This window comes from Kribbella kalugense (genome assembly GCF_004365875.1).
In the GTDB taxonomy this organism is placed as follows: domain Bacteria; phylum Actinomycetota; class Actinomycetes; order Propionibacteriales; family Kribbellaceae; genus Kribbella; species Kribbella kalugense.
Genome location: NZ_SODF01000001.1, coordinates 884496 through 905344, shown reverse-complemented (window position 1 = coordinate 905344; position 20849 = coordinate 884496). Strand labels below are relative to the sequence as shown.

20 protein-coding genes are annotated in these 20849 nt (G+C 67.6%); 8 read left to right on the top strand and 12 right to left on the bottom strand.

The window, feature by feature from the left end; translation table 11 throughout:
* The first annotated feature begins 89 nt into the window (after positions 1-89).
* The gene (locus tag EV650_RS04190; protein WP_134115483.1) at positions 90-1604 is read left to right on the top strand and encodes a hypothetical protein; all 1515 of its coding nucleotides are present in this window, start codon (positions 90-92) and stop codon (positions 1602-1604) included.
* A 55-nt stretch (positions 1605-1659) separates the two neighbouring features.
* Here the strand turns inward: EV650_RS04190 and EV650_RS04185 are convergent, their stop codons facing one another.
* The 3 genes from EV650_RS04185 to EV650_RS04175 form a co-directional block, all read right to left on the bottom strand.
* Positions 1660-2070, bottom strand: a complete 411-nt coding sequence (locus EV650_RS04185) for a hypothetical protein (protein ID WP_134115480.1) — start codon at positions 2068-2070, stop codon at positions 1660-1662.
* Positions 2067-3446: a DUF4331 domain-containing protein gene (locus tag EV650_RS04180; RefSeq protein WP_134115478.1), complete on the bottom strand. Its 1380-nt coding sequence runs from the start codon at positions 3444-3446 to the stop codon at positions 2067-2069. Before EV650_RS04180 ends, EV650_RS04185 begins: the two co-directional genes overlap by 4 nt.
* A 78-nt stretch (positions 3447-3524) precedes the next feature.
* Positions 3525-3797: a twin-arginine translocation signal domain-containing protein gene (locus EV650_RS04175; protein ID WP_134115476.1), complete on the bottom strand. Its 273-nt coding sequence runs from the start codon at positions 3795-3797 to the stop codon at positions 3525-3527.
* A gap of 171 nt (positions 3798-3968) precedes the next feature.
* Here EV650_RS04175 and EV650_RS04170 point away from each other — a divergent pair, with 171 nt between their 5' ends.
* From EV650_RS04170 to EV650_RS04160, 3 genes are all read left to right on the top strand, one after another.
* Positions 3969-4961 (top strand): NAD-dependent epimerase/dehydratase family protein, encoded by a 993-nt coding sequence (locus EV650_RS04170; RefSeq protein WP_134115474.1) that lies wholly within the window; start codon positions 3969-3971, stop codon positions 4959-4961.
* 5 nt (positions 4962-4966) lie between these two features.
* Entirely contained in the window at positions 4967-5548 is a 582-nt protein-coding gene (locus EV650_RS04165; RefSeq protein WP_134115472.1) for an ankyrin repeat domain-containing protein, read from the top strand.
* Positions 5549-5657: 109 nt separating this feature from the next.
* Entirely contained in the window at positions 5658-6809 is a 1152-nt protein-coding gene (locus EV650_RS04160; RefSeq protein ID WP_134115470.1) for a hypothetical protein, read from the top strand.
* 102 nt (positions 6810-6911) lie between these two features.
* Here the strand turns inward: EV650_RS04160 and EV650_RS04155 are convergent, their stop codons facing one another.
* Positions 6912-7220: a cold-shock protein gene (locus EV650_RS04155; protein WP_134115468.1), complete on the bottom strand. Its 309-nt coding sequence runs from the start codon at positions 7218-7220 to the stop codon at positions 6912-6914.
* A gap of 496 nt (positions 7221-7716) precedes the next feature.
* Here EV650_RS04155 and EV650_RS04150 point away from each other — a divergent pair, with 496 nt between their 5' ends.
* Entirely contained in the window at positions 7717-8388 is a 672-nt protein-coding gene (locus EV650_RS04150; RefSeq protein ID WP_134115466.1) for a DUF1444 domain-containing protein, read from the top strand.
* A gap of 111 nt (positions 8389-8499) precedes the next feature.
* On the opposite strand, the gene EV650_RS40890 is transcribed toward EV650_RS04150, so the two are convergent.
* The 4 genes from EV650_RS40890 to EV650_RS04125 all read right to left on the bottom strand — a co-directional run bounded on the left by EV650_RS40890 (position 8500) and on the right by EV650_RS04125 (position 11919).
* The gene (locus EV650_RS40890; protein ID WP_238174011.1) at positions 8500-9297 is read right to left on the bottom strand and encodes a muconolactone Delta-isomerase family protein; all 798 of its coding nucleotides are present in this window, start codon (positions 9295-9297) and stop codon (positions 8500-8502) included.
* An 88-nt stretch (positions 9298-9385) separates the two neighbouring features.
* On the bottom strand, positions 9386-9832 hold the full coding sequence (locus tag EV650_RS04135; RefSeq protein WP_134115464.1) for an SRPBCC family protein: 447 nt from the start codon (positions 9830-9832) through the stop codon (positions 9386-9388).
* A gap of 25 nt (positions 9833-9857) precedes the next feature.
* On the bottom strand, positions 9858-10556 hold the full coding sequence (locus EV650_RS04130; RefSeq protein ID WP_134115462.1) for a hypothetical protein: 699 nt from the start codon (positions 10554-10556) through the stop codon (positions 9858-9860).
* Between the two features lie 40 nt (positions 10557-10596).
* Complete coding sequence (locus EV650_RS04125; protein ID WP_134115460.1) at positions 10597-11919, bottom strand: serine/threonine-protein kinase; 1323 nt, start codon at positions 11917-11919, stop codon at positions 10597-10599.
* A gap of 180 nt (positions 11920-12099) precedes the next feature.
* On the opposite strand from EV650_RS04125, the gene EV650_RS04120 reads away from it, so the two are divergent.
* Both EV650_RS04120 and EV650_RS04115 read left to right on the top strand, forming a co-directional pair.
* Positions 12100-12906 (top strand): universal stress protein, encoded by an 807-nt coding sequence (locus EV650_RS04120; protein ID WP_134115458.1) that lies wholly within the window; start codon positions 12100-12102, stop codon positions 12904-12906.
* A 52-nt stretch (positions 12907-12958) separates the two neighbouring features.
* Positions 12959-13699: an orotate phosphoribosyltransferase gene (locus EV650_RS04115; RefSeq protein ID WP_134115456.1), complete on the top strand. Its 741-nt coding sequence runs from the start codon at positions 12959-12961 to the stop codon at positions 13697-13699.
* On the opposite strand, the gene EV650_RS04110 is transcribed toward EV650_RS04115, so the two are convergent.
* The 3 genes from EV650_RS04110 to EV650_RS04100 are packed head-to-tail and all read right to left on the bottom strand — an operon-like array spanning position 13683 to position 17136.
* The gene (locus tag EV650_RS04110) at positions 13683-15542 is read right to left on the bottom strand and encodes a glycoside hydrolase family 15 protein (RefSeq protein WP_134115454.1); all 1860 of its coding nucleotides are present in this window, start codon (positions 15540-15542) and stop codon (positions 13683-13685) included. The two genes, EV650_RS04115 and EV650_RS04110, sit on opposite strands and share 17 nt — an antisense overlap.
* The gene (locus EV650_RS04105) at positions 15539-16171 is read right to left on the bottom strand and encodes an alpha/beta hydrolase (RefSeq protein ID WP_134115452.1); all 633 of its coding nucleotides are present in this window, start codon (positions 16169-16171) and stop codon (positions 15539-15541) included. Before EV650_RS04105 ends, EV650_RS04110 begins: the two co-directional genes overlap by 4 nt.
* Entirely contained in the window at positions 16171-17136 is a 966-nt protein-coding gene (locus EV650_RS04100; RefSeq protein WP_134115450.1) for a ring-cleaving dioxygenase, read from the bottom strand. Before EV650_RS04100 ends, EV650_RS04105 begins: the two co-directional genes overlap by 1 nt.
* Positions 17137-17256: 120 nt before the next feature.
* On the opposite strand from EV650_RS04100, the gene EV650_RS04095 reads away from it, so the two are divergent.
* Positions 17257-19983 carry an ATP-binding protein gene (locus EV650_RS04095; protein ID WP_134115449.1) on the top strand — a complete coding sequence of 909 codons (2727 nt, stop codon included), beginning with the start codon at positions 17257-17259 and terminating at the stop codon, positions 19981-19983.
* 53 nt (positions 19984-20036) lie between these two features.
* On the opposite strand, the gene EV650_RS04090 is transcribed toward EV650_RS04095, so the two are convergent.
* Positions 20037-20846 (bottom strand): alpha/beta hydrolase, encoded by an 810-nt coding sequence (locus tag EV650_RS04090; protein ID WP_238174257.1) that lies wholly within the window; start codon positions 20844-20846, stop codon positions 20037-20039.
* Between the last annotated feature and the right edge of the window lie 3 nt (positions 20847-20849).

The following is a 20849-nucleotide window of genomic DNA, read 5'->3' as shown; positions in this document are numbered from 1 at the left end:
CAGCATTGCTTCAGCGCCGTTCCAGGCTGTCTCACCACTCTGATCCAGACGACGGCAGGGGGCCGTCGCACGGTCAGAGAGGCACAGCAATGCAGCGCAAGTATTCGATCCCTTACATCCGCCGGCTAGCCCGCCCGATAGCCCTGGCGGCGATCGGGGCAATGACACTCGTCGGAGGAGCCGTCGGCGCCGCCCAGCCCGCTGCGGCCCTTCCTTCAGCGGCCGCGGCCCAACCCACCGGCGGCGGTAGCGCCACGCCCCAGGCGTCGGACTTCCGGGCAGCGGTCAAGGCGGCGCACGTTCAGACGCCCCATCAAGCGGCGCCTCGCACCACCCGCAAGCTCGCGCCCAATGTGGCGCCACACATCTCCAGCCAGTTCGACGGCATCAGCCGGAGCCAGGGGTGCAGCGTCTGCACGGTGCCCGACCCGTCCGCGGCGTCCAGCCCCGGCCAGATCGTCGAACTCGCCAACCGGTTCATCCAGGTCACCAACCGGACCGGGGTCGTGCAGTGCGGCGGCGGCATCACCCTGAACCAGCTGTTCAAAAGCAGCGACCAGCTGATCAAGCCGCGGCTGCAGTACGACATGGTCAACAAGCGGTTCAGCCTGATCACGATGATCATCCAGCCGGGCAACGCCGTACCCGCCATGTACGCCGCAGCGACCCGCACCGCCGATGCCTGCGGGACCTGGAACGTCTACCGGATCACCATGAGGGGCAGCCCGTTCCCGGTCAACATGCAGATGGATCTGCCGACCCTCGGACAGGACGCGAAAGCTCTCCTGGTTTCCACCCGCAACGTCAACAACGGCGTCACCTTCACCCTCTTCGGTTTGCCCAAGTCCGTTCTGTACAACAACAGCGCGCTCAGCTTCAACACGTTCAGCACCGCGTCCGCGGTCGCTCCGGTCACGACCGCCGGCAATCCGATGGTGACGAGCCTGTCCACCTACTTCCTCGGCTCGCTACCCGGCTTCGGCTACCGGCTCTACCGGCTGAGCAACTCCGGCGGTGCGGGCGCGACCCTGACCCTGCAGGCGGACATCTCCGCACCCTTCACCGCACCGACCCGGCCCGCCCGGCAGCCGAACGCGATCAGCCTGGACACCTCTGACGGTGACATCCGCTCGACTCCGTACTTCGACGGCAGCAAGATCTGGTTCACCCACGTACGGGACTTCGGCGGCTTCCCGACCGTTCGGTACGGCGCTGTGAACATCGCCAACAACACGGCCGTCACCGCGGACGCGTTCCACGGCAACACCACCGACGACTTCAACCCGTCCATCGCCGTCGGGATCTCCCCGGCCGGTCCGATCGTCTACCTGAGCTGGGTCTTCACCGACGCCGACGCGGGCCAGGGAGTCTCCCTGACCGTGAACCAACTGCAGGCCGGCCAGTCCATCACCACGCTGTCCGGTAGCGACCTCCTGTACTTCATCGGTTCGGTCAGCGACAACAGCACTGCTCTGTACGGCGAGTACTCGTCGGCGTCCATCGACGCCGGCATCACCAACGGCAACTGCGCCATCTCGGCCCAGCAGTACTTCGGCCCGGACGGCACGTGGCGAACCCGAGTCGCCCGCCTGGGCAGCTGCTGAACTCCGACCAGGGGGCGCCGGCCGATCCAGGCCGGCGCCCCCGCTGCGGGAATGCTCAGTTTTCGGCCGGCCAAGTTGCTTCGGTGACTTGGCCGCTCCGGACCTCGACGGTCAGCTGGACGGGGCCGTCCGGGAGAACGGCGAGGTGGTAGCGGCCCTCGGGTACGTCGAAGAAGACCGCCGAGTGGATCATGTGACCCTCAGGAGAGGGCCGTGGAACCACTGCGACGTGCGGATAACGACGGCCCCCGTGGCCGTGGCCGTGTCCATGCCCATGACCATGGCTGGGCTCGTCGTGCTCATGTCCGTGCGCTGGTTCGGTACTGCGGAGCTCGATCTCGGCGTCGTCCAGCTGGGCCGGCGTGGTGATGACGATCGCGCCGACCCCGTCGCCGATGTCGAGCAGGACCGAGGAGCCTTTCCCCGCGTGCGGATTCTCCTCGGCGTTGGTGAGCGGCCCGGTCATGACACGGCCGGCATGCCCGGCTTGGAGGAGTACCCGCCGGCCGGCGTACCGAGGTACGGGAACACCTTCAGGTAGTCGGAGTTCGTGTTCGACGTACCGTCCTTGATCGCCGCAGCCGCCCCGTCGGGCTTGTACGCCGGATCGACCAGCGGGATCGTCAGCCCGGCCACCGCACGCAGCTCGACCGTGACGACATCGTCGAACACGCGGCGTCCGTTCGGGAAGCCGGCCGCATCGCCCGCGACCAGACCGAGCGGGTTCGGCGACTTGGCCGGCGGCACGGCGACGTTCAGCCGCAGCATGTCCGCCTGCACCGAACCGGTGTAGTTCTGGAATCCCGGTACGACGCCCTTCGGGATACCGGTCAGCAGGATCGCCGCCAGGTCCGCCCGAGGCTTCTTGTACGCGGCCAGGTTCGGGAACACGCCGGGGTACAGCACCGGCAGGAGACCTGCGAGCTCCGGCTTGGTGACGTACCCGGCAAAGGCCTTGTCGTCGTGCGGAGACCGGCTGTTCCACTTGTCCTTCTCGGCCATCGGCACGATGACCTCATTGAACAGCGGGTTTCCCAGCCGCGAGACCTGCTTGAACGGGCCGTGCCAGACCGGGATCCCCAGGACGTCATCGAGGATCTTCGACTGCTGCCGGCTCGCGGTCGCATACACACCGATGACGGACTTGGCATCGAGTATGTCGCTCGGCCGCCGTCCGTCCCGGGTCAGATCGGTGATCGGGACCTGGATCGCGATCGTGTGCACGTTCGAACCTTGGAGGCCGTTGACGCCCATCGCCGCGGCGGATGGGATCAGGTGTGCCATCTGGAACGGCCGCAGCGTGCCCAGGTCGAAGATGCTCCCGAGGTCGGCGAAGAATCCGTCGGCCCGTTGACCGGCGAACACCTTGCGGTTCGTTCCGATGGTGTGGATCGCCTGGCCGGCGAGCTTGGCGTAGTTCGGCGTACTGCGAATGCCGACGTTGACCGGCGGTGCCGCCAGGTCGCGGGCCAGGATCCGCGACCGGCCGTTCTCGACGCGGGTGACCGAGTAGAACTGCGGCCGGTTCCAGTTCGGGTCCTTGATCGAGGCGATCGGGCCGGTGTTGTACAGGAACGTCTTCTTGTTCCGGATCTCGGCGTGGAAGCGGAACTGGTAGCTGATGTCCGCGCGGCCGGTGCCGCTGTTGGAGATGTGGATCTGGTACAGCACGTCGTCACCGAACTCGTAGAAGTTCGGTCCGCCGTACGGGTTCTGGAACGGGATGAAGTTGGCGATGATCGTGACCGTGTCCGGCTTGTCCGGGGACACGAAGGCGTACACATCGGTGTTGTCCGCAACCGGGTCCTTCGAGATCTCCGGTGCTTCGCGATGCGAAGACATGACAGGTTCCTCCCACTGAAGGTGCAGCAAGCTGGTGCCGGGACCGCGGGGTGCGGCGCCGGTGGAGACGGCCCGAGGTCAGGCGGTGGCGGTCACTCCGGCCAGCCGCGCGGCGAGCTCCCGGTCGACGACCAGGACTTCGCGCTGGCCGACCATGATCGCCAGCTCCCCCCTGCGCACGTCTTTGACGTGTACGACGAACGACTCCGCGTTCGCCAGATCCATCTGCTCGACCCCGGCCGGCTCCCCGTCGTTCCGGTCGAAGATCTTCGGTGCCGCAACGGCCCCGACCGCAGCCGCCGTCCCCGCCCCCGCGAACACCAGAAATCCGCGCCGTGTGGCGTCACTCATGACTCTTCCTTCCCCTTCGCCCGAACCACCGGCAAACACCGGCAGTCACCTGGACTTCGTCGCCCAGAACACCGCGGATGGGCCGGATCTCGCCTGACGTTGGTCGTTTGGGATGGTGGGGGGTGGAGAAGGTGGGGCTCGGTGGGACGGCGACTTTGAGGAGTGGTTCGGATGGTTGGTCTGCGGGTTCTGTTTCTTGGTGGGACCGGGATCATTAGTTCGGCGAGTTCGTGGCGGGCGGTTGAGTCGGGGCTGGAGCTGACGGTCTTGAATCGTGGGAAGACGTCGACGCGTCCGCTGCCCTCAGAAGTGCGGCAGATCACCGGGGATGTCGACGACCCGGCGGCCTTGGCGGAGGTTGCCAGGCTGGACTTCGATGTGGTTGTCGACTGGCGGGCGTTCACGCCTGATCAGGTGCGCGCTCGGACCGACGCTCTTCGCGGACACGTTGGCCAGTACGTGTTCATCAGCTCGGCGTCCGCGTACCAGACGCCGCCGGAACGGCTGCCGATCACCGAATCGACGCCGCTGCGGAATCCGTTCTGGCAGTACTCGCGCGACAAGATCGCCTGCGAGGACCTCCTGACGACGCTCTACCGCAACGAGGGTTTCCCGGTCACGATCGTCCGGCCGTCGCACACGTACGACCGCACGCTGGTCCCGTTCGACGGCGGGTGGACGATCGTCGAACGGATGCGCCGCGGCCAGCCCATCGTCGTACACGGTGACGGGACCTCGCTGTGGACCCTCACCCACCACCGCGACTTCGCTCGTGGGCTGGTCCCGCTGCTCGGCCACCCGCGCACCCTCGGCGACACCTTCCAGATCACCTCTGACGACGTCCTGACCTGGGACCAGATCGCGAACACCCTCGCCGCCGCAGCCGGTACGACGGCACAGATCGTCCACGTCCCGTCCGACGCCATCGCCGCCGTACACAGCGGATGGGGCGCCGGGCTGCTCGGCGACAAGACTCATTCGGCCGTGTTCGACAACACCAAACTCCGCCAAGTGGTCCCCGACTTCGTTGCCACCATCCCCTTCGAGGTGGGCGCCCGCGAGATCGTTGCCTGGTACGACGAAGACCCGACCCGGCATCACATCGACCAGAGCATCGACGACGCAATGAACACCCTGATCGCCCGCTACTCGCAATCAAGCTGAGTCGCATGGACCTCGCCAGGCTGTTGGTGGCCATCGCTGCGGGCGATCGCGCAACCGTCACAGCATCGCTCGACGCCGTGCCACAGTTGGCGACGGCGCGGTTGGCGCGAGGCGAGGAAAGCTTCATCGCCGTGTCTCAGGTCTATGAAGGAGACACGGCGCTGCACGCCGCGGCATTCATGTACGACGTTGAGCTCGCCGAAGACCTGGTGGCGCGAGGCGCTGACGTCCGCGCCCGCAACCGCCGCGGCGCCGAACCTCTGCATGCGGCCGTCAGCGGCGGCCCCGGCGCAACGACGTGGAACCCGGGCCGTCAGCAGGCGATCATCGAGTACCTCGTCGGCGCCGGCGCGGACCCGAACGCTGCCGCGCTGGGCGGAGTCACACCTCTGCATCGAGCCGTCCGAAACCGATGCTCGGCGGCTGTCGAGACACTCCTACGTCTCGGCGCGAATCCTCGCCTCGAGAACGACCATGGCTCGACTCCGGCCCACCTCGCACACCACACCACCGGCCGCGGCGGCGTGGGCTCCGAGGCGGCCAAGCACGAACAGCAGCGCATCATCCAGCTCCTGGCCAACGCCTGAGACACGGTTGGATCACTACTGGTGATCAGCTGTGGACGGCGATTCGGCTGGCCGTTACGTTGAGTGAACGCCGGCACGGGGGTGACTGGCATGAACCGTGGGGGGAACCATGGTCATCGCATTCGCACGCGCCGTTGTCGTTGCCGGTCTCGCGCTGCTCGGAGGGACAGCCGTGTCCGCGGCTGCGACGCCCGCCGACTACGTGCTCCTCTCCCCCGAGGCAACGCTGACCGAGGGTGCCAGCCCCACGACCTCGTACACGCTCATCAACTTGACCGACCAGCCGGCGATCCTGACGAGCACGACCTCTGAAGCGGGTCAGCACTGCCAGATCACACCCGATCCACAGGTATTGCCCGCACACCAGCAGCAGCAAGTGGTCCTCACCCTGCACAACTGCGACCTGGCAGCTGGCAAGACCGTTGGAATCAGCCTCAAAGCCGGCGACACTGCGTTCCCGGTCACGGCCAAGCCCGAAACCGCGCCGCATCCCGTCTGGGGCATTCTTCAGGTCTTCATGTGGACACCGCTGGTCGGATTGGCCGCCGTGGTCGCTGGGCTCCTCTGGTTCCGAGGGTGGCCAGGTCCAGTTCCCAAGGCCAAGTCGAAGGTCTTGTTCACGGCACCCCTACCCCAGCTGGGTGCGAACTGGAGCCTCAAAGACAGTTGGGCATCCAACGTGACTTTGGTGTCCGCTGTATTCACCGGAATCTTCGGTACATCGGACCTGCTGAAGTCCATCACCGGCGGCGAGGCGCCATCCGCCTTCGCCGTCATTACCCTGGCCAGTGCGATCGGGCTTGCCCTGATCGGGGTCGCGCCGATCGTGCTGCAAACCCTTCGCAATGGCGAGAGCCAGGTACTCGTCGGCGGACTGCTCATCTCAGCAGCGATCGCTGTCGGAGCGTCCGGCGGACTGGTCATCGCCATCGCGCGCAGCGTCTCGTCGTTGGTGACAGGCACAGCACAGGTCGCCGTCACGGTCGGAGCGATCATCGGCTGTGTCCTGCTCTTGGCGTACGCCGCGACCTCGGTCCGGCAGAACCTGATCACCGGCCTGACTCCCCCGCCGAAGCCGAAGCCGACGCCCGCGCAGACGACTGCCGCTGTGAACGCGTTGAAGAAGCTGATCGCCGGAAGCCTCAGCGATCAGGAGATCCGCGACCTGCTGCCAGAGCTGCAAAACGTGGCTCCGAGCTACCCACCGCCGATCTTCGGCACCAGCCTGGGCGACGGCTACAAACCATCTGCCCTGATCTGACAAAGATCGGGGGCCTGCGATGCCACCAACCCGGCTGCCAACGCGCAGTCCTACAGCCGCTGGGCGTCCGAAGGTCGCGGCCGTCAGCATTCACGCCGACCGTCAGACCTTCCGGGCGCGGGTGGCGCGGTAGCGGAAGCTGTCCTGCCGCACGGCTTCGTAGTCGAACTCGACGTCGTCTCCTTGTTCCAGGCTGCGGAAACCTTCGGCCTCGATCACGCTGAAGTGAACCCACGCGTCGAAGCCATCCGGCAGTTCTGGAGACGCAATCGCTCCCCAGCCCTTCTCCGGATTGAAAACTTCACGGTGCCGTGAGACATGGTGCAAGCATCGCGAACGAGCGGCTGACCGGCAATCGAACTCGCCCGAGGCACGTGACCCGCTGATTCCTTCGAGCGTGTGGATTGTCATTTGACTCGGGCGGCCCGGTCGTTTTCGCCACCTTGTGCACCATTGCCGCACCAGCGGACGCTGACCGTACGGCTCCGGTGCACAAAGTGAGCAGAGTCGGACGCAGTCAACTTGCCCCGGAAGCGTTGGGGAGCGAGTTATCCACAGGTTGTGAAGTCGTCCGTTCTGGGGGTCTGGAAGTCCGTATGTTCTTTGGGCAAAGGAGGTGCTCGATGAGTGCTGGCAAAGCCAAGAACAGCCGTCAGCGACCCAACCAGACGGACAGGTGGCATCCAGATCCGGTATTGCTGCCCCTGACGGTGAGTCAGGCGGAGCGACTGGTGCGGCTGTCCGAGGACGCGGTCGCGAAGCGCGGATTCACGATGCGGTACGACGGCGCGGGGGCGTTGTTACGGGTCGGAGCCGACGGCTCTGCGGTGCGGAACGGCGTGTCGGCAGGTCTCACGAACCTCGCACGCACCGTTGCGACCTACCCCGGCAGCAGTGGCGCTCTGCGGTGGCGGTGCATTTCGACCAACTGCCCTCTCCTGGCGGGCCCCCACCAGTCCCGGACGATCTCGAGAAAGAGCTCTACCTCCGGCTGGTGCGCGCGGCGACGATCGACCCCGAGATGGGCAAACACGTGCCAGAGTTCGCGCCGGACGTTCTCATGGTGCCGGCCACGTACGTCGGGCGCGGGGTCGCCATGCATTTCGACATCGACAGCCTCGGCGTGTCATGGGAGGAAGCCAGCAGAATGGGGTTGGCGAACCTACGCAACCTCCGGGACGAGGTCGAAACCATGCACTTCGACGGCGCCGAGGTCGCCGTTCTCACTGGCGGTATGTTCACTGCGTCCCGCGCGTTGGTGTTCAACACTGTGCTGCGCGAGTCGTTGCACGTCGAGAACCCGCCGTTCGGCTGCCTTGTCGCGATGCCGGCCCGCGACGTGTTGTTGGTGCACGTGCTTCGAGATCAGACGATGCTGAAGGCCCTGTACCTGCTGATCACGACCGCGACGAACATGTTCAGCACTCGGCCAGGATCAGTCAGTCCACATGTTTATTACGTGACAAACGAAGACTGGCACCAAGTCACCGACTACAGCACCGGCGAGCTGCATCTCCGGGCGGTCAGCCAGCTCGAAGACGCCGCGCAACGCCTCGGAGTGACCGACACAGCTGCCTGAACGTGTCCACCGGTCAGCGGGCCGGTGAGCACGTTCAGACACAGCCGAGGGCGCATCAAACCTGATAGCGCCTGATCGTCAAGCGGGCTGCGCTCGAGCGGGTCGGCGGCTTCAGACGCGGCCGGGGAGGCGGGTTGTGACCTCTTGGACCAGCCAGGTGTTGCCGTCGGGGTCGGAGAACGAGCAGAAGGATCCGTAGCTGGCGCCCTCGGGGTCGCGGCCGGGCTGTCGCGCTTCGACGGGGAACGGCGGGCCGTGCCATACGTCGACGACCTCGATGCCTCGACCGACGAGGTCCTTGTGGGCGGCCTCGATGTCGGACACGACCAACGCTGCCAGCGCCGATCCGGGCGCGGCGTTGGTCAGACCAAGGCCGAACGTGATCGAGCAGCCCGAGCCCGGCGGCGTGAACTGGACGATCCGGAGCCCGTCCATCGGCGCGGCGTCCTCGTCGAGCCGCCATCCCAGCCGCAGGTAGAACTCCTTCGCCCGATCGACGTCGGAGACCGCGATAACGTCGTTCTCGAGATGCAGCTCGCCCTCACCGATGCCTGCGTCATTACTGCTGGAACTCATGTCGCTCTCTTTCTCATTCGGGCTGCTGTGGCTCCCGGCCCGGGAGTTGGCCGGGTCGTTCGGGTGGGCGGACAGCGGGGTCACCTGATCGGAACGCCAGATGCGTAGCGGCATCGAGGCGAGGACGGCCTCGAGCTCTACCTCGTCGGCCGCCGTGAACAGGCCGAGAGTGCGCCACTCCCCCGGCTGCAGCGGAGGACGCCACAGGCGCAGCAGATGCCCCTGATCGGCGAGCTCCCTGGACCGCGCGGCCTCACGGCCACGGATCTCCTCAACCACCTCGTCCGCAGTACCGTCCGGAACCTGCGTCGTCATCGTGACCAGATAATCCACCTGATCAGTCTGAGTCGGTCACCACGCCGGCGGCCACGACCGATCGCCTCCCTGCTGATAGCCCCAGCCTCCTACCGCAGGAGTCAGTTCACCGGTTTGAGGGGACGCGGGATTCGGCTAGGTAGGCGAGGCGGCGGAGGGTTTCGTTGTTGCGCCAGTGCAGGACGGGGTCGAGGGCTGCGGCCGGGAGTAGGCCGGCGGGGCCTTCGATGGCCTCTTCGCGCATGACCAACAGGCACCCGTCCGGATGGGTCGTCATGACGAATTCCACCCGGCCCGCACCGGCCGGCCAGACCCGGACCTTGATCACGAGCCGCTCGCCGAACTCGAACTCCTCGACCGTGGTCACGTCGTTCACGAGCAGCGGCCAAACCCCCACCGAGTGATGGATGCTCGTGCCCGGCGCCGGGAAGCCGTCATCGACCGACCGGATGCGTGCCGCGCCGACCACCCAACCGGCGTACGACCAACCATCGGCCAGTACTGCGGACACGTCCGCAGGAGTGGCGTGCACCAGTCGTTCACTCTGACTCATGCCACCCCAGTACCCAGGCGGAACCTCACGAGCCGAGCAGGCCGACCGCAAAGGACACGACCAGGACCGAGAGCATCAGAGCCGCGACCGATTCGACCGCCATCAACGCCTTCGCCCTGACGGTCAGCGGCATCGTGTCGGTGGGGCTGAAGGCCGACGAGTTGGTGACGGACACATAGAGGTAGTCGATGAAGCCAGGAGCCCAACCGGACTTGGCCGACGAACGGCTCGCGACCTCACTGATCGCATCGTGGTCCTCGTCCTGCGGAAAGCGGAAGTCGGCGTCGGGCAGCCCCGGCCTGGCCACTCGGAAACGCGCCACCGGACCGCCGCGATCAAGTTCCCAGTACGCCAGGGCGAACACCAGAACGTTCGTGAGCCACACCTGTCCGGCCGCCGCCAGCAACTGGCCACCCGCCGTCGCCTCCCGGAGGACGAGCGACCGGATCAGCAGCACGAGCGCTGTCGTGTTCGACAACGCGATCAAGACGGCCAGGCCGATCGACAGGCGTCGCAGGAGGCGGTTCTCCCTGCTCATCCGCCGCGGGTTGGCCAGCATCAACGGTATGAACAGCAGCAATTCCAGCCCTGGAATCACATACCGCGGTCCGACCTGCAGTGAGCTCGGCAGTACGGCGTACAGCACGATCGCCACCACCACGCCCACCGCAGCCGGCAACCGCGGCTCACCCGGATGTGCCTGCCCCGTCGCTTCATCACCCATGTCGGTCATCTTGGCCCCTGCGAGTGCGGGGATCCTGGACTTACTGCGGGAGTGGGGTGTCGGAGGCGGTGGGGGTGTCTGAGGCGGTAGGGGTAGGCGTAGGTGAAGGGGGCGACGAGGAGGACTTGGTTGGGGTTGGCGTCGGGCGAGTGGACGGCGGGGTGGTAGAGGGGGCCGTGGTTGTCGGCGCGGACGGGGTTGTGGTCGGAGTGGTGGAGGTTGTGGGGGTGCTGGAGGGCGTCTCGGTGGTTCGGGTCGGCTCGGTGGTGCGGCCCCGGGTCGGTGCGGTCGACGGCTGGGTCGTCGGGTCGGTCGAGGTGGTGGACGTTGTCGGCGTACCGGCGCTTCGGCTTGGGTGCGGGCCTACGTCCACGGTCGGCGGGAGGTCGTCACCGGCGTTCCGCAGTACGAGGCCTGCCGCGACGGCGCCTGCCACGGCCAGTACGGCGAGGCCTGCGATCAGAAGCGGCTTCCTCGAACGTGTGACGGGCGGCGCGGCAGGAGCGACTGGCTCAGTCGAGCGAGGCGTCGGGTCAGGGGGCAATGGCGTTGTCGGGAACCACGCGGCTGCCGCAGGCAAGGAGACGAGCTGCTCAGCCGTGGGCCGCTCTGCCGGATCCTTGGCGAGCATCCGCAGCAGCAGCGGCTCGAACGGACCGGCGAGCTCCGGACGCAGTCGGCTCGGCGGGACCGGGGTCGCGTCGACGTGCTGGTACAGGACCGCAGTCGGATGGTCTCCGGTGAACGGCGGCCGTCCGGTGACCAGTTGATACAGCACGCAGCCGAGCGCGTAGACGTCGGACTCCGGGCCGGCCTGCAGCCCTCGCGCCCGCTCGGGTGACAGGTAGTGCGGACTGCCCATGATCTGGCCGGTCGCGGTCAGATCGCTCGTCTCGGACCCCGGCAGCGCCGCGATCCCGAAGTCGGCGACCTTGATGGTCCCGTCCCCCGCGATCAGCAGGTTGCTCGGCTTGATATCGCGATGTACGACGTTCTGCGCGTGAGCGGCCGCCAGCCCCGCCGCGGCCTGCTCGATGATGGCGACCGAGCGATCCCATGACAGCGGACCGTGCTCGGCCAACTCAGCGGCAACCGAACCGCCTTCGACGATCTCCATCACGAGGTAGAAGTTGTCGTCGTACTGCCCGAAGTCGTAGACAGCGACGATGTGCCGGTCGCTCAACCGGGCCGCAGCCCGGGCCTCCCGCTGAAACCGCTCGGTCGCCGAGCCGTCCCCCTCGCCCTTCAGCATCACCTTCACCGCGACCTCGCGGCCGAGCACTTCGTCCGTTGCGCGGTGCACCACCCCCATGCCGCCCCGCCCCAAGGGCGCGCCCAACCGATACCGCTCCGCGATCAACATCCGTCCCCCGTACCCACGCCACTTCTCCGCAATCCATCGATCTCAACACCAAAGAGACAGGCTATCCCCCGCTCAAACCGTGGGCCCAAACCGTGGACCAGGGGGCGGACACGGGTCTCTCACTGGTGTGAACCGGGGCAACGGACCGGATTGTGGGGAGGTGGATACAGGAGGCGACTCATGAAGTTGTTTCGAAGCTGGCAAGGGGCACTGCCCGATGCCCGGTCGGACTCACGGCCGGCCGAGGTTGATGGCGGGCCAGTGATCGTGCTGGTCGACGAGCGTGGTGCCGAGCCGGATGCGCTCGATTGGGCCGCGGCCGAGGCTGCCGAGCGGGGATCCGAGTTGCGGATCGTGCACGCGTTCCGCTGGCCTCGGGTGTCCGATCCGCTCGGCAACTCGACCATCGATCTGCGGGCTCGTGAAGGTGCCGAGGCAATCGTCGCAGAGGCCGTACGTCGCGCCCGAAGGATCGCACCATCGCTGCGGATCACGACCGCGGTTCACCCGGCTCGCCCCGTCCCGGCGTTGGTCGCCGAGGCCCGAAGGAGCGAACTCGCACTGGTCGTGCTGAGCCACAACAGCAAATTCGAGCGCACGCTGGCCCGGCGGTTGGTCCGCCGTACGACGGCATCGCTGGCAGTGATCGGTCTGTCGCCGAGAGCATCGATCGGACCGTCGGCGGGACGAGTGGTCGTCGCCGGTGAGACGTCGGCCGCGATCGAGTTCGGCTTCCGTTCGGCCCGGCGCCGCGGGATCGGTCTCACGATCGTGCACCCCAGCCTCGACGAAGCAGCACACATCCGGCAGACGGCGTACCCCGAGGTCGACGTCCGCTGGGTCTTCGCTGCAGGCGCCGTCGGCAGTGCAGTGCTGGCCGAGTCCACAGCAGCGGCGCTCACGGTGCTCGGTGCGAATCGCCGCCACACGCTGTACGACGTCCTGCGCCTGGCCCGCGGGCCGGTCGTCGTGGCCCCCGCGCGCTGACCAGGGCATTCAACGGACGCGATCAACCCGACATCGCGCGAGAGTCGATGGTATGAACCTCAACCAGAAAACCTTGGCGAACGCCAAGCGGACAAGGGTTTCCGACTACGCCGACGTTGCCCGGCTCACCGCAGTACCGCCGTCGCAGACCGATCTCGTCGCCAGGCTCGCCACCGTGCCAGGACTGGTCCGGCCAGGCATCGCGCACTGGGACATGAAGACCCGGCTCCCCCTCCAGCCGCTCTCCAACGAGAACGCGTACGGCGACCCACAGTTGCTGCACGACCTCGCCGTACCGGGTGTGAACTTCGCCCGTTGCCTCGGCGCGGACGTCATCGTCGGAGCCGAGACCGGTGGCATCCCGCTCGCCACCGCGGTCGCGCTGACCGGACAGTTTCCGTTCGCATTCGTCCGCAAGCCCGGGTACGTCGGTCACGAGGACCACGAACCACGCGTCCGCGGAGCCTCCGTAGCCGGCCGGCGAGTGCTGCTGGTCGATGACGCCGTCTCCTCAGGTACGGCCCTAGAGGCTTTCGCCCAGGAGCTACAGAGTGAAGGCGCGATCCTGGTCGGCGTGTTCACCCTCGTCGACATGCGCGACGTCGCGACGTCGGTGGCCCCGATCGCCAAGACCCTCCCGATCGAGGCCGTCGCCTCCTATCTCGAGGTACTCGCGGCAGCCACCGAGCACGGCGTACTCGATCCAGCGACCCACCAGCTCGCCGTCGACGCCCTGGTCAACCACTGGTACGACGAAGACCCCCGCTGGGCCCTCCTCAACCAAGCGGCCTGATGAACGCCTCCTCGGCGCGAATGATGTGCATGATCGCGTTGATCAAGGCCAGGTGGGTGAACGCCTGCGGGAAGTTGCCAAGGTGACGTCCGCTCACCGGGTCGATCTCCTCGGCATACAGGCCGAGCGGGCTCGCGTACGACAGCAGCTTCTCGCACAACGCGGTGGCCTCGTCCAGCTCCCCGATCTCGACCAGCGCCGACACCAGCCAGAACGAGCAGATCGTGAACGTCCCCTCGGCACCGTGCATCCCGTCGTCGGTCTCCGCGACGCGGTAGCGCAGCACCATCCCGTCTTCGGTCAGCTCGTCGGCAATCGCCCGTACCGTGGCACGAACGCGCGGATCGCCAGCCGGCAAGAACCCGAGCAACGGCAGCAGCAACAGGGATGCGTCGAGAGTGCGAGCGCCGTACCGCCGCACGAAGACTCCCCTGTCGTCCACACCGTTGGCACAGATGTCCTCGCGGATCTCGTCGGCGACCGCCTGCCAGTCATCGGCGAATCCGGGCTCGTCGTGCAGCAGGGCCAGCTTGGCGCCGCGATCCATCGCCACCCAGCACATCAGCTTGGACGAGGTGAAGTGCTGCGGATCGCCGCGCGATTCCCAGATCCCCTGGTCGGGTTCGCGCCAGTGCTTCGCCGCCGCTTCCGCCTGCCGCTTCAAGAATGGCCACAAACTTTCGGTCACCTGGTCGCGCGATTTCGCATGCAGATAGACCGAGTCGAGGATCGCTCCCCACACGTCGTGCTGGCCCTGGAGATAGGCGGCGTTGCCGACCCGGACCGGTCTCGCACCTTCGTAGCCGGTCAGGTGGTCCAGCGTCTGTTCGGGCAGCTCGCGTTCGCCGCCGATGCCGTACATGATCTGGATGCCCTGATCGCCGTCGCAGATCTCGGTCAGGAACGAGAAGAAGTCGTTCGCCTCACGATCGAGCCCGATCGTGTACAGCCCCCACAGCGCGAACGTGGAGTCCCGGACCCAGGAATAGCGGTAGTCCCAGTTCCGCTCGCCGTACGGCGTCTCCGGCAGCGAGGTCGTCGCGGCCGCGAGGAGTGCGCCGGTGGGAGCGAAGGTGAGTCCTTTCAAGGTGAGCGCGCTGCGGGCCAGATAGTGGCTCCACCGGTGATCCGGAAACTCGCCGACATTCATCCATTGCCGCCAGTACTCCGCCGTTCGCCCCATCCGCTCAAGCGCCTCCGCCCACGTCCGCGGCGGCGACATCGCCGACCACGAGACCGCCACAAACGCCGTGTCGCCCTGCGACATCCGAGTCCGCGCCTGGGCCGTCCGGCCCTCCAGACCGAGCCGCAGGTCGGTCGTCAGCGTCAGCGCGACATCGTGAACAGGATCCGCGCAATCGGCCTGCCCATAGCCAGGACCGTCATACCGCCAGCTCGCTTCCCGCCGGCCGTACCCGAACATCGGTTCGCACACCATCGCGAGATCCACCGCGCCGCTGACGCACTTCACGGTCCGCAGCAAGCAGTGTTCGGCGTCGTAGTCGGTCGGCGTACGGCGATGTGTCGTAGACCGCTCGGAGATGCTGTGCCACGGTCCGGTCAGCAGCGCATCACGGACGATCAGCCAGCCCGTCGCTGACTTCCACGTCGTTTCAAGCATCAGACTGCCTGGCAAGTACCGACGGGCAGCAGGCACTTGTACGCCGTACGGTCCGAGCCGGAAGCTCCCCGCGGCACGATCGAGAATCGCACCGAACACACTCGGCGAATCGTGGCGCGGCAAGCACATCCACTCCACCGCCCCGCTCGGTGCGATCAGGCAGTTCGACTCGCAATCCGAGAGGAAGGCGTAGTCCGCGATCGGCGGATGTGCACTGCTCACTTCGCGCGACCCGCCTCGACGAACTTCCTGATCTCGGGCAGTACGCCGGGGTCGATGGTGTGGCCGCCGTCAAACGACAGGAGTTCCACATCGGCGTCTCGACGCCGGAGTTGCTCGGCCAGTCTGCTCGTCTGCGCAGGGGTCGCCATCGGATCGCTGTCACCGTTGACAATGAGCACCCGCTTGCCGGCTAGCGCGTGGTCCGTCGGCTCGTCCGCTGCGAAGGGCACCATCGCGGCCAGCAGTACGGCGCCGGCGAGCGATTCGGGATGGCGTAGAAGCAACGCGGATGCAATGTTGGCTCCGTTGGAGAACCCGACGGCCAGCCAGGCACCGGCGGTCACGCCGTACTTCTCCTCGGCGGCGGTGAGGAATGCGGCGAGCTCGTCGACCCTCAGCCTCAGGTCGTCCTCGTCGAAAACGCCTTCCCGGAGTCTGCGGAAGAACCGCGCCATCCCCTGCTCCAACACGGTTCCACGCGGCGACAGCACGGGTGCGTCCGGCGCCAGGTGTGCTCGCAGTACCAGGAGGTCGTGCTCGTCGCCACCGGTGCCGTGCAGCAACAGGAGGGGCGGCGCGGACGAGCCCGGCAGCCAGACGTGCGGCCGCCGGAGCGGGTCCTCGCTCATCAGTCCGCTTCGTCCGGCTGGGGTGGTACGCGCAGCGCCGGCAACGAAGCCTGGATCTCCTCGCGGCTCGGCTCGAGCCACGGCGGGAGCTTCAGGTGCTGGCCGAGCTCCAGCAGCGGTTCGTCGACGGTGAAGCCCGGCTGGTCGGTCGCGATCTCCAGCAGGACCCCGCCAGGCTCACGGAAGTAGATCGACGTGAAGTACTGCCGGTCGAGGATCTCGGTGACCTGTACGCCGGCCTCGATCAGCTCGAGCCGCCATTTCGCCTGAGTCTCGTGATCAGGCGCCCGGAAAGCGATGTGGTGAACCGTCCCGGCCGCCTGCACTCCGCGGGACGCCTTGCTGGGCTGGACGTCAACCGCCGTACCCTCGGCTGCTCCGGACATGACGAACCGAGACCCGTCGGCAGTGTCCCGGCCGTGCCGCATCCCCAGCATCCCGGCGAGCATCTCGGCCGTCGGGTCGAGCTGCTGCTCGGTCATCGTGACGGAGAACAGACCGCGGATCGCGTTGTCGAACGGTATGGCGGCCACGCCGTCCCAGCCGGATCGGGTGTCACCGTCGGACGCGACTAACTCGATCACCAAGCCGTCGGGATCACGCAGCCGCAGTACCTCCTGGTCCGAGCTCGCGACCGGCGCGTCCGCGTCGACGTCGAGGCTCTGCAGCCGCTGCTGCCACCAGCCGAGGGACTCCGGCGGAACGCTGAAAGCGGTCGCCGTGGTGAGCCCGGTCCCCTGTACGCCGTTCGGCGCCCCCGGCCACGGGAAGAACGTCAACAGCGTCGACGGCCGGCCCGAGGCGTCGCCGTAGTACAGGTGATAGGTGTCCGGAGCGTCGAAGTTGACGGTCCGCTTGACCAGGCGCAACCCCAGCACCGTGGTGTAGAAGTCCACGTTGCGCTGCGGATCCTCCGCGATCGCAGTGACGTGGTGGAGCCCGTGCGGTGCGACCGAGTCAACCATCGTTCATCCCTCCCAGCCCGCGACGATCTCTCGACAGTACGACCGGATCTCGCCAGTTTGAAGGCCGTCGCGGGGTGAGCCCGTTGCGGCGACGTGGTGGCAGGTGCGAGCCTGACGGGCATGGCAGCTCGCGGACTGCGTGGCCGGCAGCAGGAGACCGCCGTACTGGCGGCGCTGGTCATCTCTGCCCGCACCGGGCGCAGTGAGGTCCTGGTCCTCCGCGGCGAGCCCGGCGTCGGCAAATCGGCGCTGCTCGACGAGCTGGCCGCCGACAGCGACTCCTGCGCGGTGACGCGGACCGTCGGGATCGAGTCCGAGATGGAGCTCGCCTACGCGGGCCTGCACCAACTGTGCCTCCCGTTCCTCGACGGGGTCGAACGTCTCCCCCGGCCGCAGCACGACGCACTCAGTACGGCGTTCGGCATGCTCGCCGGGCCTGCGCCGGACCGGTTCCTCGTCGGCCTCGCCGTACTCAGTCTGCTGTCTGACGCCGCGGCCAAGCGACCGGTGATCTGCATCGTCGACGACGCCCATTGGCTGGATCACGTCTCCGCGCAGGTACTCGCGTTCGTGGCCCGGCGCCTGGCCGCCGAGTCGGTGGTGATGATCTTCAGCGTGCGGAACGGCGTCGACCACGAGTTCACCGGGCTCAGCGAGCTGGAGGTCCGCGGCCTGGGCGAGGACGATGCCCGCGCGCTGCTGGAGTCGGTCTTGCCAGGTCCGATCGACCCGCGGATCCGGGACCGGATCGTGGCCGAGACGTACGGCAATCCACTGGCACTCCTCGAGCTGCCCCGGGCCTGGTCCCCCACTGACCTGGTGGACGGATTCAGCCACGGACCGTTGACCAACAGGATCGAAGAAGGCTTCGTACGGCGAATTGAAGAGCTGCCCGCGGATACCCGGATGCTGCTGCTGATCGCGGCCGCCGAGCCGCTCGGTGATGCGACGCTGCTGTGGCGAGCCGCCGAGCAACTCGGGTTGGGCGCGGACCCGGCCGCCGGAGCGATCCAGTCGGGACTGATCACGTTCGGGCAGCACGTGCGGTTCCGGCATCCGCTGGTGCGATCCGCGGCGTACCGGATGGCCTCGCTGCCGGACCGGCTCGCCGTGCATCAAGCACTGGCGGACGTCACCGATCCCGAACTCTCGCCAGAGCGACGGGCCTGGCATCGGGCCCAGGCCACAGCGCGCCCGGATGAGGACGTGGCCGCCGAGCTCGAGAGCTCGGCGCTCCGCGCCCAGAATCGCGGCGGTCTCACCGCCGCCGCCGAGTTCCTCGAGCGCTCCGCGGAGCTCACGCCCGACCCGGCCCGACGTGCCGAGCGATCCCTGGCTGCCGCCGCCGCCAAGCGCAGCGCCGGAGCCATGGACGAGGCGCTGCGACTGCTCAGCGCATCCGAGGCCGGCCCACCCGACCCGGTTCGGGCCGCCGACATCGAACGGTTGCGCGGGCAGATCGCCTTCGACCAGGGCCGCGCCCGCGACGCCGCCCGTACCCTCCTCGGCGCCGCCCGCCAGCTCGAACCGCACGAGCCAGAGCAGGCCCGACTGACCTTCCTCGAGGCGATGTCTGCGGCCATCTGGGCCAGCGGACCGGAGGTGCCAGGCATCCTCGCCCTCGCTGCGGACGCCGCTCCCGCACCGGTCGACTCGGATCCGCCGGCCGACCTCCTGCTGCAGGCACTCGCCCTGCGGATCAGGAGCGGCTACCCAGCCGCAGCCGCGCAGTTGACCAAGGCGCTGGAACGGGCACGGCACGAAACCATCGGCGCCGACGACGTCGACAGCTGGCTCTGGCTGGCCGGAAGCCGCGCCGCCGGGATCGTCGCGATCGAGGTTTGGGATCTGGAGGCCGGTCTAGAACTCGCCGCCCGCCAGGACCGGATGGCCCGCGAGACCGGCGCGCTGGTCCAGCTGCAGTACTCCCTCAATTTCCATGCGAATCTCGAATGCCTGACCGGCGATCTGACCGCTGTCGCCAGCCGGGTCGAGGCCGACCGCCAGATCGCGGTCGCCACCGGCAATCCACGCCTCGGCTATGCCGGGATGATGCTCGCGGCCTTCCGCGGCGACGAGGCAACGGCAACCAAACTCATCGAGGCAACCATCCAGCAGGCCGCCGCGCAGGAGCAGGGCCGGATGGGCATGTTCGCGACCCTGGCGAGCGCCGTCCTGCACAACGGCCTCGGCCAGTACGACGCGGCCCGCGAGGCCGCCCTCCGCGTCTTCGACCAGGACGTCATCGGGTACGGCGTACTCGCCGTCGGCGAACTCGCCGAAGCAGCCTCCCGCACCGGCGACACCGATCACGTCGAGTCCGCACTCAACTGGCTGACCGAACGCACCACCGCCACGCCCACCGACTGGGGTCACGGCCAACGGACCCGGGCCCAGGCCCTGCTCAACGGCGACGAGAACGCCTACCGAGCGTCCATCGACCACTTCGACCGGACCGTGCTCCGGGTCGAGAGCGCCCGCGCACATCTCCTGTACGGCGAGTGGCTGCGCCGCGAGGGACGACGTGTCGACGCCCGGGAACAGCTCCGGACCGCTCACGAGCAACTGACCGCAATGGGACTCGACGCCTTCGCCGACCGAGCCCGCCACGAACTGCTCGCCACCGGCGAAACCGTCCGTAAACGCAGGCCCGACACGCACAACGACCTCACCGCACAAGAAGCGCAGATCGCCGGACTGGCCCGCGACGGCCTCACCAACCCTGAGATCGCCGCCCAGCTCTTCATCAGCCCGCGGACGGTCGAGTGGCACCTCCGCAAGACCTTCTCCAAGCTCGGCATCACCTCACGCCGCCAACTCCGCACGGCCTTGGCCCGGTCGGCCTGACACACCAGCAGACCGGAGCGTTCGGCTCCGGCCTGCTTGGTTGGTGCGTGACTTCAGCGAGCGGCTTGTTCGATGACCTTGGTCACGGTCGACGGCTGCGACACCGCGACCAGGTGGGATGCACCCTGGACCTCGGTGATCTTCGCGCCGGCGCGGTTGGCCATGAAGCGCTCGGCGGCCGGGGCGATCGCGTGGTCGCCGGTCGGAATGACGGCGTACTTCGGCAGCGCGGCCGGGGCAGTCTCCTCGACCGGTTCGCCGAATGCCGACGCTGCGATCGGGCGCTGGGCGGCTACGAACACGGCAGCCTGGCGGGCCGGGACATCAGCAGCCAGGACCGGACCGGCACCGGCCGGGTCGACTGCGAGGTCGAGGCCACCGGGGTAGCTGATCGTGGTGGTGACCGAGCCGAGTTCGCTGCCCGGGAACTGCGAGTTCAGCGTGCCGAGGGTCTCGCCTGCCTGCGGGATGAACGCCGCGACGTAGACCAGCGACTTCACTCCGGAGGTGTCCGCGAGCTCGCTGACCAGGGCACCGGCGTACGAGTGCCCGACGAGCACCTTCGGACCGGGGATGGTCGCGAGTACGCCGCTCAGGTACGACGTGTCGGATGCGATTCCGCGCAGTGGGACGGCAGGGGCGACGACCTGGTAGCCGTCCTTCTGCAGCCGGCCGGTGACCTCGGACCAACTGTTGCCGTCGGCAAACGCTCCGTGGAGCAGGACGATGGTCGGTTTCTCCTTGGTCTGGCTTCCCATCGTGGCTTGTGCGGTGGTCGTACCGGCCAGCAGCAGCGCGCCGCCGAGTGCGGCCAGGACGAGGTTGCGGCTCAGGTTTCGTGCGCTACGGATCAGGTTCTTCATGGT

What these genes read in the sequence shown, in the direction of transcription:
- EV650_RS04190 (WP_134115483.1), top strand. Translation starts at nt 90, where the DNA reads ATGCAGCGCAAGTATTCGATCCCTTACATCCGCCGGCTAGCCCGCCCG.
- EV650_RS04185 (WP_134115480.1), bottom strand. Translation starts at nt 2,070, where the DNA reads ATGACCGGGCCGCTCACCAACGCCGAGGAGAATCCGCACGCGGGGAAA.
- EV650_RS04180 (WP_134115478.1), bottom strand. Translation starts at nt 3,446, where the DNA reads ATGTCTTCGCATCGCGAAGCACCGGAGATCTCGAAGGACCCGGTTGCG.
- EV650_RS04175 (WP_134115476.1), bottom strand. Translation starts at nt 3,797, where the DNA reads ATGAGTGACGCCACACGGCGCGGATTTCTGGTGTTCGCGGGGGCGGGG.
- EV650_RS04170 (WP_134115474.1), top strand. Translation starts at nt 3,969, where the DNA reads ATGGTTGGTCTGCGGGTTCTGTTTCTTGGTGGGACCGGGATCATTAGT.
- EV650_RS04165 (WP_134115472.1), top strand. Translation starts at nt 4,967, where the DNA reads ATGGACCTCGCCAGGCTGTTGGTGGCCATCGCTGCGGGCGATCGCGCA.
- EV650_RS04160 (WP_134115470.1), top strand. Translation starts at nt 5,658, where the DNA reads ATGGTCATCGCATTCGCACGCGCCGTTGTCGTTGCCGGTCTCGCGCTG.
- EV650_RS04155 (WP_134115468.1), bottom strand. Translation starts at nt 7,220, where the DNA reads ATGACAATCCACACGCTCGAAGGAATCAGCGGGTCACGTGCCTCGGGC.
- EV650_RS04135 (WP_134115464.1), bottom strand. Translation starts at nt 9,832, where the DNA reads ATGAGTCAGAGTGAACGACTGGTGCACGCCACTCCTGCGGACGTGTCC.
- EV650_RS04130 (WP_134115462.1), bottom strand. Translation starts at nt 10,556, where the DNA reads ATGGGTGATGAAGCGACGGGGCAGGCACATCCGGGTGAGCCGCGGTTG.
- EV650_RS04125 (WP_134115460.1), bottom strand. Translation starts at nt 11,919, where the DNA reads ATGTTGATCGCGGAGCGGTATCGGTTGGGCGCGCCCTTGGGGCGGGGC.
- EV650_RS04120 (WP_134115458.1), top strand. Translation starts at nt 12,100, where the DNA reads ATGAAGTTGTTTCGAAGCTGGCAAGGGGCACTGCCCGATGCCCGGTCG.
- EV650_RS04115 (WP_134115456.1), top strand. Translation starts at nt 12,959, where the DNA reads ATGAACCTCAACCAGAAAACCTTGGCGAACGCCAAGCGGACAAGGGTT.
- EV650_RS04105 (WP_134115452.1), bottom strand. Translation starts at nt 16,171, where the DNA reads ATGAGCGAGGACCCGCTCCGGCGGCCGCACGTCTGGCTGCCGGGCTCG.
- EV650_RS04100 (WP_134115450.1), bottom strand. Translation starts at nt 17,136, where the DNA reads ATGGTTGACTCGGTCGCACCGCACGGGCTCCACCACGTCACTGCGATC.
- EV650_RS04095 (WP_134115449.1), top strand. Translation starts at nt 17,257, where the DNA reads ATGGCAGCTCGCGGACTGCGTGGCCGGCAGCAGGAGACCGCCGTACTG.
- EV650_RS04090 (WP_238174257.1), bottom strand. Translation starts at nt 20,846, where the DNA reads ATGAAGAACCTGATCCGTAGCGCACGAAACCTGAGCCGCAACCTCGTC.